This window comes from Pseudomonas sp. TH34 (genome assembly GCF_016650865.1).
Classification (GTDB): domain Bacteria; phylum Pseudomonadota; class Gammaproteobacteria; order Pseudomonadales; family Pseudomonadaceae; genus Aquipseudomonas; species Aquipseudomonas yamanorum.
Genome location: NZ_JAEKFB010000020.1, coordinates 625,528 through 640,823 on the forward strand (window position 1 = coordinate 625,528; position 15,296 = coordinate 640,823).

Sequence of the window (15,296 nt, forward strand, 5' to 3'; positions counted from 1 at the left end):
TCACCATTGCTTCACGTCATCAGGCCAGTCACCGGCCGTTTGGGAGAACCTTGTTCACATGATTCGCACGCTGCCCGCTGTTTTTGCCTTGTTGTTTGCCGCGCCATTGTTGGCTGCGCCTGCCGGGCAACAAACCCTGTTCAACTTTGTACGGCCCGCCGATGTGGTCAAGGTAGCGACCCAGGACGCCAGCCTGCCGCAATACAACGCCGAACAAACCCCTGAAGGCGAAGTGCTGCGCCGTATTACCTTCAACCCGGCGGCCGAACCAAGCGTGGTGCTCAGCCCGCAGACCGGTGCCTGGGACTGGTCGCAATCCGGTGCGATGAGCCTGCGTATCCAAAGCGCGATGGACTGGGCGCTGACCCTGTACGTCAAGGTGCAGAGCAATGACGGTCGGACCCTGTTCAGCCGTATCGACCTGCCAGCCGGCCCGGCGCAAACGCTGTTGATTCCGTTGCAAGCCAACTCGCCGCTGAGCCAGGGCATGAAGGCCGGCCCGCCGATGCCGATCACCGTCGATGGCCAGCGCGTGTTGCTGGCTAGCAGCGAAGGGGAGATCGACCGCAGCCAGATCGTGTCGGTGACCCTGTCGATGATCAAGCCCAATGTCGCCCAAAGCATCCTGCTGGAGCGCTTTGGCGTGCAGGATATCGAGCCGGTACTCAAGGCCACCTACAGCGACCTGGTGGATGCCTATGGGCAGTCCACCCGTGCCAAGTGGCCGGAGAAAGTCAGCAGTGACGATCAGTTGCGGGCCGCAGCGGTCAAGGAGCAGCAACAGCTCAAGGGCTGGCTGGCCGAGCGCGACAAGGCGTCCCTGGACAAGTACGGCGGCTGGAACAAGGGCCCGGCCTTTGACGCCAGCGGCTTCTTCCGCACCGAGAAGCGCGACGGGCGCTGGTACCTGGTGACACCGGAAGGCCATCCGTTCTACTCCCTGGGCGTCAACACCGTCGCCCCGGACAACAGCCAGACCTACGTCGCAGGCCGCGAATGGATGTTTGCCGCGCTGCCCAAGGCCGGCGAGCCTTTCGACAAATACTATGGAAGCGGCGACAGCCGCAGCGGCAATGGCGCGGATCAGGGGCGCAGCTTCAATGTTGGCCGCTGGTACGACTTCTATGGCGCCAACCTGCAACGTACCTATGGCCAGCCGTGCGTGCCGCCGGCACCCTGTGCTCCTGAAGGTTTCGACCAGAAACGCTGGGTCAGCCACACCCTCGACCGCCTGCAAGCCTGGGGCTTCAACACCGTCGGCAACTGGAGTGCGCCGCAGCTGGCGACCGCCGACCGTGTGCCTTACACCTTGCCACTGTCGATCGTCGGCGATTACGCGAGCATCAGCACCGGTACCGATTGGTGGGGCGGCATGCCCGACCCGTTCGACCCGCGGTTCGCCATGGCCACCGAGCGTGCGGTGGCGATTGCCGCCCGTGACCACCGTGACGACCCGTGGCTGATCGGCTTCTTTGCCGACAACGAACTGGCCTGGGCCGGTCCCGGTGATGATGCTAAATCCCGCTACGCCTTGGCCTACGGCACCCTGCGCATGACCACCGACGTGCCGGCCAAGCGCGCGTTTCTCAAGCAATTGCGTGACAAGTACCGCAACCAGGACGGCCTGTCCAAGGCCTGGGGCATCGAACTGCCCGCTTGGGAGTTGATGGAAGACCCGGGCTTCGTGCCGCCTATGCCGAACCCCGAGCACCCGGAAATCGAAGCGGACTTCAAGTACTTCCAGAAAACCTTTGCCGATGCCTACTTCAAGACCATCTCCGATGCACTGAAATGGCACGCGCCGAACCAACTGTTGCTGGGTGGCCGTTACGCCGTCAGCACCCCGGAGTCAGTGGCGTCCTGCGCGCAGTATTGCGATGTGCTGAGTTTCAACATGTACACCCTCAAGCCACAGGATGGTTACGACTTTGCGGCCCTGCGGGCTTTGGACAAGCCGGTGCTGATCACCGAGTTCAACTTCGGTTCGGCGGACCGTGGCCCGTTCTGGGGCGGCGTGACGCAGTTGGCCCGGGAAGAGGATCGCGGGACTGCCTACGCCAACTTCCTCAAGCAGGCCATGGCCGAGCCATCGATTGTTGGCGTGCACTGGTTCCAGTATCTGGACCAGCCGGTCACCGGTCGTCTGCTGGACGGCGAAAACGGCCACTTCGGCCTGGTGGGCATCACCGATGTGCCGTTCCAGGGTTTTGTCGACAGCGTGCGTAAAAGTAACCTGGCGGCGGTCGACCAGTTGGGCAAGGAGGCCGAAAAGGCCAAGGCGGCCGCTGCGGTCCACATCGGCGAAGGCGGTAAACCGGGGCGTGACGGCAATGCTGCCGGGCCGGGCGCAGGGCATTCCGGTGGGCATTCCGGCAAGGGTCATTGATGGTGCCGGATCGACGAGTGCGGGTTCACAAATCACTCAATGGCTGGAACAATGTCGGCCACTTTTTGTAGTACTTTTCCGAGGGGGCTTAGGTGCAGATTCAGGGTCATTACGAGCTTCAATTCGAAGCGGTGCGTGAAGCCTTCGCCGCGCTGTTCGACGACCCTCAGGAGCGTGGCGCCGCGTTGTGCATTCAGATTGGCGGCGAAACCGTTGTCGACCTGTGGGCCGGTACCGCCGACAAGGACGGTGCCGAGGCCTGGCACAGCGACACCATCGCCAACCTGTTCTCCTGCACCAAGACCTTTACGGCCGTCACGGCGCTGCAACTGGTAGCAGAAGGCAAGCTGCAGCTTGATGCGCCGGTCGCCAAATACTGGCCGGAATTTGCTGCAGCCGGCAAAGAAGCCATCACCCTGCGCCATCTGCTCTGCCACCAGGCCGGGCTACCGGCCCTGCGTGAAACGCTGCCTGCCGAAGCGCTGTACGACTGGCAAATGATGGTCGACGCCCTCGCCGCCGAAGCGCCGTGGTGGAATCTCGGAGAAGGCCATGGCTATGCGGCGATTACCTACGGCTGGCTGGTGGGCGAGCTGCTGCGTCGCGCCGACGGTCGTGGGCCGGGTGAGTCCATCGTGGCCCGGGTTGCGCGGCCATTGGGCCTGGACTTTCATGTAGGCCTGGCAGACGAAGAATTTCATCGAGTTGCCCATATAGCTCGAGGCAAGGGCAATTTAGGCGATGAGGCGGCACAGCGTTTACTTCAAGTAACGATGCGCGAGCCGATGGCGATGACTACCCGTGCATTTACCAATCCGCCGTCTATTCTGACCAGCACTAATAAACCCGAATGGCGGCGCATGCAGCAGCCAGCGGCAAATGGTCACGGTAATGCACGAAGTCTGGCGGGTTTTTATAGTGGGCTGCTCGACGGTAGTTTGCTGGAAGCCGACATGCTTGAAGAGTTGACCCGTGAACACAGTATCGGCCCGGATAAAACCTTATTGACACAAACCCGGTTCGGGTTGGGTTGCATGTTGGATCAACCGCAAGTACCAAACGCCACGTTCGGCCTTGGCCCACGGGCCTTTGGGCATCCGGGGGCAGGGGGCTCGGTGGGGTTTGCCGATCCGGAACATGATGTAGCCTTTGGTTTTGTGACCAATACATTGGGGCCTTATGTACTTATGGACCCGCGGGCGCAAAAGTTGGTAAGAATATTGGCCGGTTGTCTGTAAATAGCTTGCTGTCTTGCGTTTTTTTGTTACAAAGGCACATACAAAAAGACGCTAGGCAAAATGTTGTAACTTTAATGTTCCAAAAGCGTCTGTTTAACGGGTCATTCAGGCCCTTGGTTTTTTCTCATTTTGTGGATATCTCATGTTATCGAACAAGTCCTTGGCACTGGCGCTATGCCTCACTATTACTGGCTGTGCACAAACCCCACAAAATGATGCCGAAGGTGGGCATTGGTGGTCATTTGGTTCTGATAAGGCTGCTACCAAGGATGCAGTGAGCCAAGCCGACACCAAACCGGATGCCAAGCCGGCCGTCGCTGCCAAGGCGCCTGCGCCGGTAGCTCCCGCCGCTGCAGCACCTGCCCAGGCGCCGGCACCGGTTGCCAAGGCAGAAACCGGCTCCAGCTGGTGGCCGTTCTCGTCGAAAGCCGACGACGCCAAGGCCGACCTGAAAGCTGACCTCAAGGCTGCAACGCCTGCATCCGGCGCCCCCGCCGCTGCACCGGCTGCCGCACCTGCCGTTGCCAAGACAGATACCGACACCAAATGGTGGTGGCCGTTCGAAAGCAAGCCAAAGCCATTGGCCAAGGTCGACGTTGCCAATATTCCAATGCCTGATCCAAAAATCACCCAGGCCTGGCTGGACGACTACGAGCCGCGCCTGCGCCTCGCGATCAAAGACAGCAACCTGCAACTGGAACGTCGCGACAACGTATTGGTCGTGATTGCCCCGGTTGACGGCTCCTACAACCCGAAACGCCCGGCGATGTTGCTGCCGGTGACCCTGGGTCCATTCACCCGTGTTGCCAAGGCTGTTGAAGGCGATCCGAAGACCGCCGTACTGGTCCTGGGCCACGTCGATACCTCGGGTGCCGAGCCGGTAAGCCAGGCCCTGACCAAAGAGCGCGCGCAGTCCATCGCTTCGATCTTCAGCCTCAGCGGCCTGAAGCAGGACCGCCTGATGCTGCGTGGCATGGGCGACCTGATGCCGCGTGCCGCCAACGACAGCACTCAGGGCCGTGCCTTGAACCGTCGCATGGAGATCCTGTTCACCCAGCGCACCACCATGCTGGCCTTGCTGAGCAAGTACAACTCGGCCAACCCGCCGAAGGCTGAAATGGTTGCTGTGCAGGACGTTCCTGCTCCAGCCGCTGCTCCGGTCAAAAAAGCTGCCGCTCCGGCGAAAAAAACCGTCGCCAAGAAAGCAGCTGCCAAGCCAGCGGCCAAAAAGGCCCCGGCCAAGCCAGCTGCTAAAAAGCCAGCACCAGCCAAGGCAGCCGCTCCAGCCGCTACCAACGACCAGGCAAAAAACTGATTATTTGAGCGAGAAGGATAAAGCCGCATGACCCAGGCACTGGCCGATATGCGCCGTGACTACACACGGGACGGTTTGAGCGAGGCCCAGGCCCCGGACGAACCGTTGGCCTTGTTCCACCAGTGGTTTGCGGACGCGGTGAAAACCGAGCAGCCACCGGTTGAGGCCAATGCCATGACTCTGGCAACGGTCGACCAGGAAGGGCGCCCACATTGTCGGATCCTGCTGCTAAAGGGCCTGGACAGCCAGGGCTTTACCTTCTTCACCAATTATCAGAGTGCCAAGGGTGAACAGCTCGCGGCGCGGCCGTTTGCTGCCATGACCTTCTTCTGGCCGACCCTCGAACGCCAGGTGCGCATCGAAGGTCGGGTGGTCAAGGTCACGCCCGAGGAGTCGGACGCTTACTTCCAGGTCCGGCCCCTGGGCAGCCGCCTGGGTGCCTGGGCTTCACCGCAAAGCCGGGTAATCAGAGATCGCGAAGAGTTGCAGGACCTGCTCAAGGCCACCGAACAACGCTTCAGTGATACCCAGCCAGACTGCCCCGAACACTGGGGTGGTTATCGCCTGCTGCCGCAGCGCATCGAGTTCTGGCAAGGCCGCGCGAGTCGTTTGCACGATCGCTTGAACTACCGCTTGCAGGGTGCCGACTGGACCCGTGAGCGGCTGGCGCCCTGAGCCCACCTTTCGTCACCTCGCCTGAATGCAGCGCTGCACGCCGAAGTCTCTAGTCAGAGGCTTCGGATGGGTAGCGTTGCGCCGCGTCATGCAGCCGTTGGCTACAATGTGAAAGCGTCCATGAAGATCCTGAGGGAGGTGGGGTTGCTACCGTTCGTCGAGTTTTTCGGTACAGGCTCTCTGTACTAAGGCTGAATGAAAACAATTTTCTGCCGGGCATGCCGTGACAGGCAGCAAGCCACAGCGGTTTAATGGATACCTGTCCTTTGGAGTTGATGCTATGCGTAAGTCCGTTTTACTAGTTGCCTGCTTTACCACCCTGTCGCTGCTGCTGGGTGGCTGCGCCTCGAGTCTGACCGGCGACTCGTACTCCCGTGACGAAGCTCGTCGTGTACAGACTGTTCGCATGGGCACCATTGAATCCCTGCGTCCGGTGAAAATCGAAGGCACCAAGACCCCAATCGGCGGCGTTGCTGGCGCAGTGGTTGGCGGCGTTGGCGGCAGCGCTATCGGCGGTGGCCGTGGCAGTATCGTCACAGGCGTTATCGGTGCCGTTGCCGGTGGCTTGCTCGGTTCGGCCGCTGAAGAAGGCCTGACCCGTACTCAAGGCGTCGAAGTCACTGTTCGTGAAGACGACGGCAGCATGCGCGCCTACGTCCAGGCCGTTGACCCGAACGAAGTCTTCCGCATCGGCGACCGCGTTCGCATCATGACCGTGAACGGCACCAGCCGCGTTACTCGTTAAGGGTAAGGCTGCAGGAAAAGAAAAACCCCAACCGGGTGACCGGTTGGGGTTTTTTGTTGGGCGAACGATTGTTCGTGATGGTCAGGATTGAACGAGCGCCTGCTTGCGACTGGCCATCGCCGTCACTGCATACCCGATCAGCGCCGCCAATATCGATCCGGTCAGGATGCCCATCCGGTCCATCCCTGCGTATTCACTGCTGCCCGGCACAAACGCCAGAGAACCGACAAACAGGCTCATGGTGAAGCCGATGCCGCACAGGATCGCCACGCCCAGGACCTGGCCCCAGTTGGCGCCGGCGGGCAGTGCGGCGAGGCCGGTTTTTACCATGACCCAGGTGAAACCCAGCACGCCAACGGTCTTGCCCAGCAGCAGGCCGGCGGCGATGCCCATTGGCACGTGGTGGGTGAAGCTTTCCAGGTTGACGCCGGTCAGTGAAACCCCTGCGTTGGCAAAGGCAAACAGCGGCAGGATCGCGTAGGCCACCCAGGGGTGCAATGCATGTTCCAGGGTCAGCAGTGGTGAAGGTTCGGCGTTTTTGGTGCGCAGCGGGATACAGAACGCCAATGTCACGCCCGCCAGGGTCGCGTGCACGCCACTCTTGAGCACGCAGACCCACAGGATCAGCCCGACAATCATGTAGGGGCCCAGCTTGACGACACCGAGCCGGTTCATCGCAATCAAGGCGATCAGGCACGCTGCTGCGCCGGCCAATGAGGCCCCGGACAGGTCGGTGGAGTAGAAGATGGCGATGACGATGATTGCGCCAAGGTCGTCGATGATGGCCAGGGTCATCAGGAACAACTTCAGCGACACCGGCACGCGCTTGCCCAGCAAGGCCAATACGCCGAGGGCGAAGGCAATGTCGGTGGCCATGGGAATCGCCCAGCCGCCGAGGGCTGCCGGGTTGTCCTTGTTCAGCGCCCAGTAGATCAACGCCGGCACAACCATGCCGCCGATGGCTGCTGCGCCGGGCAGCACCACTTGCGAAGGTTTGGAGAGTTGGCCGTCGAGCAACTCGCGTTTTACTTCAAGGCCGATCAGCAGGAAGAACAGGGCCATCAGGCCGTCGTTGATCCACAGCAGCGCCGGCTTGGCGATTTTCAGCGCGCCGATTTGTGCGACCACCGGGACGTCGAGAAAACTCGCGTAAAGGTGCGACAGCGGTGAGTTGTTGATGATTAATGCCAGGGCGGCGGCAGCGATCAGGAGCAGACCGCTGGCGGCTTCCAGCTGGAAGAAACGGGTGAAAGTGCTACGCAGAGGCAAGGGATGCTCTCCAATCAAAGTTCAATAGGTGGGTACCCTAACCCGTACGGTTAGTTGTTAAAACAAAAGTTATATTCTTATTTGTTATAAGGGATCGGTCTCAACACTTGCGCGCCAAACCCCGGAAATTGTGTGTCCAATTGAGTCATGACTGTATCTGTGTGGAGTGTAGGAAACATCCTAAGATCTAGTCTGAAATCCTTAGAGAAACCGATCATGAGCGACAACCGCCAATGGGCCCGCGAAGCCATTCGTATTATTGAAGCGGACTTCCAGCGCAGTGCCGACACCCACCTGATCCCCTTGCCGTTGCCGGGTTTGCCGGGTATCGAGTTGTATTTCAAGGATGAGTCCAGCCATCCCACCGGCAGCCTGAAACATCGGTTGGCGCGCTCGTTGTTCCTCTATGCGTTGTGTAACGGCTGGCTCAAGCCCGGCGCACCGGTGATCGAGGCGTCCAGCGGCTCCACGGCGATTTCCGAAGCGTACTTCGCCCGGCTGCTGGGCTTGCCGTTTATTGCGGTAATGCCGGCTACCACCTCCCAGGAAAAGATTGCGCAGATCGCGTTCTATGGTGGCAAGAGCCATCTGGTACAGGATCCGACGCAGATCTACGCCGAGTCCGAGCGACTGGCGCAGGAAAGCGGCGGTCACTTCATGGACCAGTTCACCTACGCCGAACGCGCCACCGACTGGCGGGCGAACAACAACATTGCCGAATCGATCTTCCAGCAACTGCGCTTTGAGCGTTACCCGGAGCCGAGTTGGCTGATTTCCAGCCCAGGCACGGGTGGCACAACGGCGACGTTGGGGCGTTATGTGCGTTATCGCCAGCACTGCACCCGGGTGTTGTGCGCGGACGCGGAGCGTTCGGTGTTTTTTGATTACTACCTGAGCGGCGATGCGAGCCTGCGTTTGGAGTGTGGTTCACGCATTGAAGGTATTGGCCGGCCTCGGGTTGAGGCGTCGTTCTTGCCCAAGGTGATTGATGCGATGGTCAAGGTGCCGGACGCGCTGTCCCTGGCGGCCATGCATTACCTGGCGCAGCGCTTGGGGCGGCGAGTGGGTGGGTCCAGCGGCACCAACCTGATCGGCGCGTTGATCGCGGCGCAGCAGATGAAAGCGGCGGGAGAGTCGGGCTCGATCGTGGCGATCTTGTGCGACGGTGGGGAGCGCTATGCCACGACCTACTACGATCAGGCCTGGCTGGCAGGGCAGGGGTACGAGTTGGAGGGGTTGATTGCGGCCGTTGCGGCGAGTGTTGAGCGGGGGCAACCGTTGCCGGAAAGCATCCTGCGCGCCAATATCTAAAATCTTCCATACCACACAAGACAATGTGGGAGCCGGGCTTGCCCGCGATGGCGATACATCAGGCAACATCACTGTTGAATGACACACCGCCATCGCGGGCAAGCCCGGCTCCACATTTGATCCGCGTCGTTTGCGGAAGAGGTGTTAAGCCTCCAGGCCCAACATATCCCGCGCCAACGCCTCGGCAATCCGAATCCCGTCGACACCCGCCGACAAAATACCACCGGCATAACCGGCACCTTCGCCCGCGGGGAACAGGCCTTTCACGTTCAGGCTCTGCATCGATTCGTTACGGGTAATCCGCAGCGGCGATGAAGTGCGGGTCTCGATCCCGGTCAGCACCGCGTCGTGCAGCGAGTAACCCTTGATCTGCTTCTCGAACGCCGGCAGTGCTTCGCGGATGGCTTCGATGGCAAAGTCCGGCAGCGCCAGGGCCAGGTCACCCCAGGCCACGCCGGGCTTATAGGACGGTTCCACGGTGCCGATGGCGGTGGACGGCTTGCCCGCAATGAAATCACCCACCAGTTGCGCCGGTGCTTCGTAGTTGCTGCCGCCGAGGATGAACGCGTGGGATTCCAGGCGCTCCTGCAACTCGATCCCGGCCAGCGGGCCGCCCGGGTAATCCACTTCCGGGGTGATGCCCACCACGATCCCGGAGTTGGCGTTGCGTTCGTTGCGCGAGTATTGGCTCATGCCGTTGGTCACTACGCGATTCGGCTCTGATGTCGCCGCGACCACGGTGCCGCCCGGGCACATGCAGAAGCTGTACACCGAACGGCCGTTCTTGGCATGGTGCACCAGTTTGTAATCAGCAGCGCCGAGTTTCGGGTGCCCGGCGTACTTGCCCAGGCGCGCGGCGTCGATCAGTGACTGCGGGTGTTCGATCCGGAAACCCACCGAGAACGGCTTGGCTTCCATGTACACGCCACGGCCATGCAGCATGCGGAAGGTGTCACGGGCGCTGTGGCCGAGGGCGAGGATCACGTGTTTCGACAGGATCTGTTCGCCGCCATCCACCACCACGCCATTCAACTGACCGTCTTCGATCAGCACGTCGGTCACCCGCTGCTCAAAGCGCACTTCACCGCCCAGGGCGATGATCTGCTGGCGCATGTTCTCCACCACGCCGGTAAGGCGGAAGGTACCGATGTGCGGCTTGCTGACGTAGAGGATTTCGTCCGGCGCGCCGGCCTTGACGAACTCGTGCAGCACCTTGCGGCCGTGGAATTTCGGGTCCTTGATCTGGCTGTAGAGCTTGCCGTCGGAGAAGGTCCCGGCGCCGCCTTCACCAAACTGCACGTTGGATTCGGGGTTCAGCACGTTTTTGCGCCACAGGCCCCAGGTGTCCTTGGTGCGCTGGCGCACTTCGCGGCCGCGTTCGAGGATGATCGGCTTGAAGCCCATCTGCGCCAGCAACAGTCCGGCGAAGATACCGCACGGGCCAAAACCGACGACGATCGGCCGCTCGGTCAGGCCTTCCGGCGCATGGCCCACGACCTTGTAGCTGATGTCCGGTGCCGGGTTGACGTTGCGGTCGTCGGCGAACTTGAGCAGCAGGGCCGCCTCGCCTTTGACTTCCAGGTCGATGGTGTAGATGAAGCACAGCTCCGACGATTTCTTGCGGGCGTCGTAGCTGCGTTTGAACAGGGTGAAATCGAGCAGGTCATCACTGGCGATGCCCAGGCGCTGCACAATGGCAGGCCGCAGGTCTTCTTCGGGATGGTCGATGGGCAGCTTGAGTTCGGTGATTCGTAACATGACAGGAATCCGGTAGGCGGCGGGCAAAGAGGCCGGCTGTTTTGCAAACCGGCGATTATAAGCCCCAACAGCGGTTTCCCGTCATGTTAAAACAGCGCAGCGGACAATCAGTCGTCCCGCGAGCCGCCGAACGACGCGCAACCGCGCTGCACCTGGCCGTTGACCCGAAGCTCGGCGGACATGTGCTGCAGGCTGCCGCTGACGCTGTCGACACAGCGTTGCGGGGCCACCCAGAGTTCGATGTGCTGGTTATTGGCTTCGGTCATCAGGTTGAACCGTCCGTCGCCCGATTGTTCTTCCACATACGGCACGGCCAATGGCGGCTGGCCTTCACGCTCCAGCACCATGCCCTTGGCGGTAACGTTCATCGCCCAGGCCGGCTTGTGGCCGTTGGCCCGCAGGATCATGCGCTTGAAATCCGGATCATCGCAGGCCGAGGTCGAGCGTTCGACGCGGTACACCTGTTGCAGGTCCACCGTGCCCTGGGTGCCGCTGGCGACGCCGGAGAACTTGCCACGCAGGTCGGCAAACAGTGCGCCTTGCTGGCCGGCCAGGGAGGCGGCCTCCTGCAGGATGCTGGTGCCTCCGGTGTCGTTGACCACGTAGTTGCGTTTGTCGTTGCAGGGCTGGAACAGCAGTTTGTCACCCTGCGCCGTCAGTTCGCCCTGCATGCGGGTCAGCCCGGCGAGAGAGGGCTTGGCCGGCTCGTTCTCGAACATCTGGCAGGCGGCGAACAGGGGCAACAGGGCAAACAGAGCTAGGGTACGGGCGGCACGCATTATCGGGTCTCCTGATAAGTGCCGCCACGTTACGCAGGCTGGCGATGCATCACAAGCCCGGGACACAGGTTGAATCAACCGACGATAAACGTCTGCCCGGTCTGCAAACCTTCCACGCTTTTCGCGTAGGCCAGCGCCACGTCTGCACCTGGAGCCGGTTTGTAGCCACGGAAGTACGGCGCGTAGCTGCCCATGGCTTCCAGCAGCACGGTCGGGCTGACCGAGTTGATGCGCAGGCCGCGGGGCAGTTCGATCGCCGCAGCTTTCACGAATGCATCCAGCGCGCCGTTGACCAGGGCCGCCGAAGCACCGGTGCGAATCGGATCGCGGTTGAGAATGCCGCTGGTGAAGGTGAACGATGCGCCGTCATTGGCGAACTCGCGGCCAATCAGCAGCAGGTTCACCTGGCCCATCAGCTTGTCTTGCAGGCCCAGGTCAAAATCGCTGGCGCTCATGTCCCCCAGAGGCACGAAGTTGACGCTGCCGGCGGCGCAGATCAGTGCGTCGAACTTGCCGGTTTGTTCGAACAGTTTGCGGATCGAGGCGCTGTCGCTGATGTCGACCTGGAACTCGCCACTCTTGCGACCGATGCTGATCACTTCATGCCGTTGGGACAGTTCTGCCTTGACCGCCGAACCCACGGTGCCGCTTGCGCCAATCAACAGGATTTTCATCGTGCCTTCCTCCAGATGTGTAGGTGAGGTTTCAGTCTAGAGTGATTTTTTGCGCGGATAAGTGCACTAATAGGCAACCTTTGGTTTTCAAATGGAAACAATCCATGAGCGAAATGGATGACTTGGCGGCGTTTGCGGTGTTGATCGAAGCCGGCAGCTTTACCCTGGCGGCTCAGCAGTTGGGCTGCAGCAAGGGGCAACTGTCCAAGCGCATCAGCCAGCTGGAAGCGCAGTTTTCGGTGGTGTTGTTGCATCGAACCACGCGTCGTTTGAGCCTGACGGCAGCGGGGGCGGCACTGTTGCCGCAGGCCCAGGCGTTGGTGGTCCAGGTGGAACGGGCACGTCAGGCACTGGCCAGGCTCAAGGACGACCTGGTCGGCCCGGTGCGTATGACGGTTCCGGTTTCCTTGGGCGAAACCTTCTTCGATGGTTTGCTGCTGGAGTTTTCCCGGGAGTACCCGCAGGTGCAGATCGAACTGGAGCTCAACAACCAGTATCGAGACCTGGCGCGGGACGGCTTTGACCTGGCGGTACGCTCGGAAGTCGCCAACGACGAGCGACTGGTGGCCAAGCCGCTGCTGGCCTGGCACGAGATGACCTGCGCCAGCCCGGCCTATCTGGAACAGCATGGCGAGCCGCTGACACCGGCGGAACTGGTGGGCCACAACTGCTTGCTGAACAGCCACTACAGCGGCCGCGAAGAGTGGCTGTATCACCAACAGCATGAGCTGCTGCGGGTTCGCGTATCCGGGACCTTTGCCTCCAACCATTACAACTTGTTGAAGAAGGCGGCGCTGGTGGGGGCGGGCATCGCGCGTCTGCCCTCTTATGTGTTGCACACGGAATTGGCTGAGGGGCGCTTGCGCTGGCTCCTGCGGGATTATCAGACCCGCAGCATGCCGATGTACTTGGTCCATCCGTATCAGGGGGGCCTGCCGCGCCGCACTCAGGTACTCGCAGATTATCTGGTGGGCTGGTTCAAGCGCAGCGGCGAGGCCCTGGATCGCCTCTAGCGGTAGCGCCGGGCAATCAGGTGATCGATGGAGAAGCAGCCCGGCCCCTTGGCCATCAACAGCAACAACAGTGCGATCCAGGTGCCGTGGGTAGGGTACGCGTCCGGGTAGACGAACAGCTGGATGGTCAGGGTCATGCCCAGCAGCGCCAGCGCCGAGAACCGCGTGGCAAACCCCACCAGGATCAGCACCGGGAAAAAATGCTCGGCGAACGCGGCCATATGCGCCGCCACTTCCGCTGACAACAGCGGCACATGATATTCGCTGCGAAACAGCGGCAGGGTGGACGGCGCCAAGTGCGGCCAGCCCAGTTGGAACGTACCGCCGATCAGGTCCACGGCGAGGCCTTCGACCTTGGTCTGTCCGGATTTCCAGAACACCGCGGCGATAGAGAAGCGTGCGACGAAGGCGATCAGGCTGTAGGGGATTTTCTCGAAGAGCTGGATGATCCGTTGGATCAGCCCGGGAGCGGTGGTGTTCATGGCGATACCTTGGGTTCTGTGTGCAAGTGGGTGATGGCGCCATGGCCGATCAGCAGGGCCAGGCATTGATGCAGATCAAATTCGGCGGCTGCATCGAGGGCGTAGGCCACGGCCATCTCCAGCGGCCAACCGTTGTTCAGGCTGTTGATAAACGCGGCTGCGCCGCTGTCGATGTGAAATACCTGCACGTGCAGGCCGTTGCGCAGCACCAGCGCGCTTTGGGCATGGAAGGGGTCGAGGGTGGCGAGGGATTCGCCTGTCTGGTGCGCAGCCCATAACGCCACCACGGCGTAGGCCGAGTTCAGGGTGGCCAGGGACGGATGCAGTTGCAGGCGCAGTTCGCCCAAGTCCGACTGTTGTTGCAGGGCGGCGATGATTTCCTGCTGATCCAGTTGCAGTGCGTCCGCCGCGTGGTAGGCCCTGACCCGCAATCGCTCCAGGCGCGCCACGTCGGCTAGATATGGCACGCTGGCGGCGGGGGCGAAGCCCTGGATAAAGTCAGCCAGGTCGCCGCCGTACTCATTGATCAGTGGACTGGTCGGTGGGAAATCCTGGACATACACACCGGCCATCGCCCGAAAAAACTCATCGCCCACCAGTTGCAGAGTGACCGGGTAGCCGGCGGCCAGGGCGTTGATCAGTGAGCTGTGGACATTGTTGCGGTACACCGCAAAACGACTGGCCGGATCGGCGCCGTTACGGCTGAACAAACCTTCGGGGCAGCTTTCCTCGGGGGACAGCAAGGCGCGGGTAAACACGTCCTGGCGGCTCATGCGCGCGCCTCCAGCAGAAACCGGTCGGCTTGGCGCGCTTCAGCATGCAGCACGCTGAACGCCGGCACCTGGTTGTCGCGTTCGATCAGCGTGGCGACCGGCCCGGTGCGGCTGAGCACGTGCTGGTAGAGCTGCCATACCGCGTTGTCGATGGGGGCGCCGTGATCGTCAATCAGCAAACGGTCGCCGAGGCTGTCGGTGTCTTCGGCAAACCCTGCCAGATGAATCTCGCCCACGGCGTGCAACGGCAAGGCCTCGATGTACTTCAGCGGGTCTTGCTGATGGTTGATGCACGACACATACACATTATTCACGTCCAGCAGCAGCCCACAGCCGGTGCGGCGAATCGCTTCGCTGATGAAGTCGGTCTCTTCCAGGGTGGAGCACTGGAATTGCAGATAGGTCGACGGGTTCTCCAGCAGCATGGGCCGCTGCAGGCGGGTTTGTACCTGGTCGATGTGTTCGCACACCCGCTTCAGGGTTTCATCGTCATACGCCAGCGGCAGCAGATCATTGAGAAACACCGGGCCGTGGCTGGACCAGGCCAGGTGTTCGGAAAAGGAGTGGGGTTTATAGCGTTCGATCAGCGTGGCCAAGCGCGCCAGGTGCTCGTCGTTCAGCGGACCTTCGCCGCCAATGGACAGGCCTACGCCGTGCAGCGACAGCGGGTACTGTTCGCGGATCAAGCCCAGGTAGTGATGGAAAGGCCCGCCGGCCACCATGTAGTTTTCGGCGTGGACTTCAAAAAAACCGATGTCGGGGGAAGTATCGAGCACTTCACTGAAGTGCTCGTTCTTGAGCCCCAGCCCGGCCCGACGGGGGAGGCCGGGCGCCTGAGCCTGGGAGATGGAGTGGGTGAATGAGATCGTCATCGTCAG

General features: G+C 61.4%; 14 protein-coding genes. 7 read left to right on the forward strand and 7 right to left on the reverse strand.

The genetic code is table 11. The annotated features are described in order from the left end of the window. The first annotated feature begins 58 nt into the window (after positions 1-58). The 5 genes from JFU58_RS16290 to JFU58_RS16310 all read left to right on the forward strand — a co-directional run bounded on the left by JFU58_RS16290 (position 59) and on the right by JFU58_RS16310 (position 6,359). Entirely contained in the window at positions 59-2,386 is a 2,328-nt protein-coding gene (locus JFU58_RS16290) for a beta-galactosidase (protein ID WP_201141150.1), read from the forward strand. 92 nt (positions 2,387-2,478) lie between these two features. Beyond that, complete coding sequence (locus tag JFU58_RS16295; protein ID WP_093201025.1) at positions 2,479-3,624, forward strand: serine hydrolase domain-containing protein; 1,146 nt, start codon at positions 2,479-2,481, stop codon at positions 3,622-3,624. 142 nt (positions 3,625-3,766) lie between these two features. Further along, entirely contained in the window at positions 3,767-4,939 is a 1,173-nt protein-coding gene (locus JFU58_RS16300; RefSeq protein WP_201141152.1) for an OmpA family protein, read from the forward strand. Positions 4,940-4,966: 27 nt separating this feature from the next. Further along, positions 4,967-5,614: a pyridoxamine 5'-phosphate oxidase gene (gene pdxH, locus JFU58_RS16305; RefSeq protein ID WP_201141154.1), complete on the forward strand. Its 648-nt coding sequence runs from the start codon at positions 4,967-4,969 to the stop codon at positions 5,612-5,614. A gap of 280 nt (positions 5,615-5,894) precedes the next feature. After that, the gene (locus JFU58_RS16310; RefSeq protein ID WP_010176704.1) at positions 5,895-6,359 is read left to right on the forward strand and encodes a glycine zipper 2TM domain-containing protein; all 465 of its coding nucleotides are present in this window, start codon (positions 5,895-5,897) and stop codon (positions 6,357-6,359) included. A gap of 81 nt (positions 6,360-6,440) precedes the next feature. Here the strand turns inward: JFU58_RS16310 and nhaA are convergent, their stop codons facing one another. Further along, on the reverse strand, positions 6,441-7,628 hold the full coding sequence (gene nhaA / locus JFU58_RS16315; RefSeq protein ID WP_017479371.1) for a Na+/H+ antiporter NhaA: 1,188 nt from the start codon (positions 7,626-7,628) through the stop codon (positions 6,441-6,443). Positions 7,629-7,841: 213 nt separating this feature from the next. Here nhaA and JFU58_RS16320 point away from each other — a divergent pair, with 213 nt between their 5' ends. Continuing rightward, positions 7,842-8,939 carry a PLP-dependent cysteine synthase family protein gene (locus JFU58_RS16320; protein ID WP_201141246.1) on the forward strand — a complete coding sequence of 366 codons (1,098 nt, stop codon included), beginning with the start codon at positions 7,842-7,844 and terminating at the stop codon, positions 8,937-8,939. A 144-nt stretch (positions 8,940-9,083) separates the two neighbouring features. Here the strand turns inward: JFU58_RS16320 and JFU58_RS16325 are convergent, their stop codons facing one another. The 3 genes from JFU58_RS16325 to JFU58_RS16335 all read right to left on the reverse strand — a co-directional run bounded on the left by JFU58_RS16325 (position 9,084) and on the right by JFU58_RS16335 (position 12,150). Beyond that, entirely contained in the window at positions 9,084-10,697 is a 1,614-nt protein-coding gene (locus tag JFU58_RS16325) for an NAD(P)/FAD-dependent oxidoreductase (protein WP_063032829.1), read from the reverse strand. A gap of 107 nt (positions 10,698-10,804) precedes the next feature. Next, entirely contained in the window at positions 10,805-11,476 is a 672-nt protein-coding gene (locus JFU58_RS16330; protein ID WP_177027532.1) for a COG3650 family protein, read from the reverse strand. Positions 11,477-11,550: 74 nt separating this feature from the next. Next, positions 11,551-12,150 (reverse strand): short chain dehydrogenase, encoded by a 600-nt coding sequence (locus tag JFU58_RS16335; protein WP_017479367.1) that lies wholly within the window; start codon positions 12,148-12,150, stop codon positions 11,551-11,553. 104 nt (positions 12,151-12,254) lie between these two features. On the opposite strand from JFU58_RS16335, the gene JFU58_RS16340 reads away from it, so the two are divergent. Beyond that, positions 12,255-13,163 carry a LysR family transcriptional regulator gene (locus JFU58_RS16340; RefSeq protein ID WP_177071817.1) on the forward strand — a complete coding sequence of 303 codons (909 nt, stop codon included), beginning with the start codon at positions 12,255-12,257 and terminating at the stop codon, positions 13,161-13,163. Here the strand turns inward: JFU58_RS16340 and JFU58_RS16345 are convergent. Genes JFU58_RS16345 through bufB form a run of 3 tightly spaced genes read right to left on the reverse strand, consistent with a single transcriptional unit; the run spans position 13,160 to position 15,290 of the window. After that, a complete protein-coding gene (locus JFU58_RS16345; RefSeq protein ID WP_017479365.1) occupies positions 13,160-13,645 on the reverse strand; it encodes a DoxX family protein in 486 nt (161 codons plus the stop codon). The two genes, JFU58_RS16340 and JFU58_RS16345, sit on opposite strands and share 4 nt — an antisense overlap. Next, positions 13,642-14,418, reverse strand: coding sequence for an HvfC/BufC N-terminal domain-containing protein (locus JFU58_RS16350; RefSeq protein ID WP_093200999.1), 777 nt, complete (start codon positions 14,416-14,418; stop codon positions 13,642-13,644). The genes JFU58_RS16345 and JFU58_RS16350 overlap by 4 nt, the downstream gene beginning before the upstream one ends. Further along, entirely contained in the window at positions 14,415-15,290 is an 876-nt protein-coding gene (bufB, locus tag JFU58_RS16355) for an MNIO family bufferin maturase (RefSeq protein ID WP_201141156.1), read from the reverse strand. Before bufB ends, JFU58_RS16350 begins: the two co-directional genes overlap by 4 nt. Between the last annotated feature and the right edge of the window lie 6 nt (positions 15,291-15,296).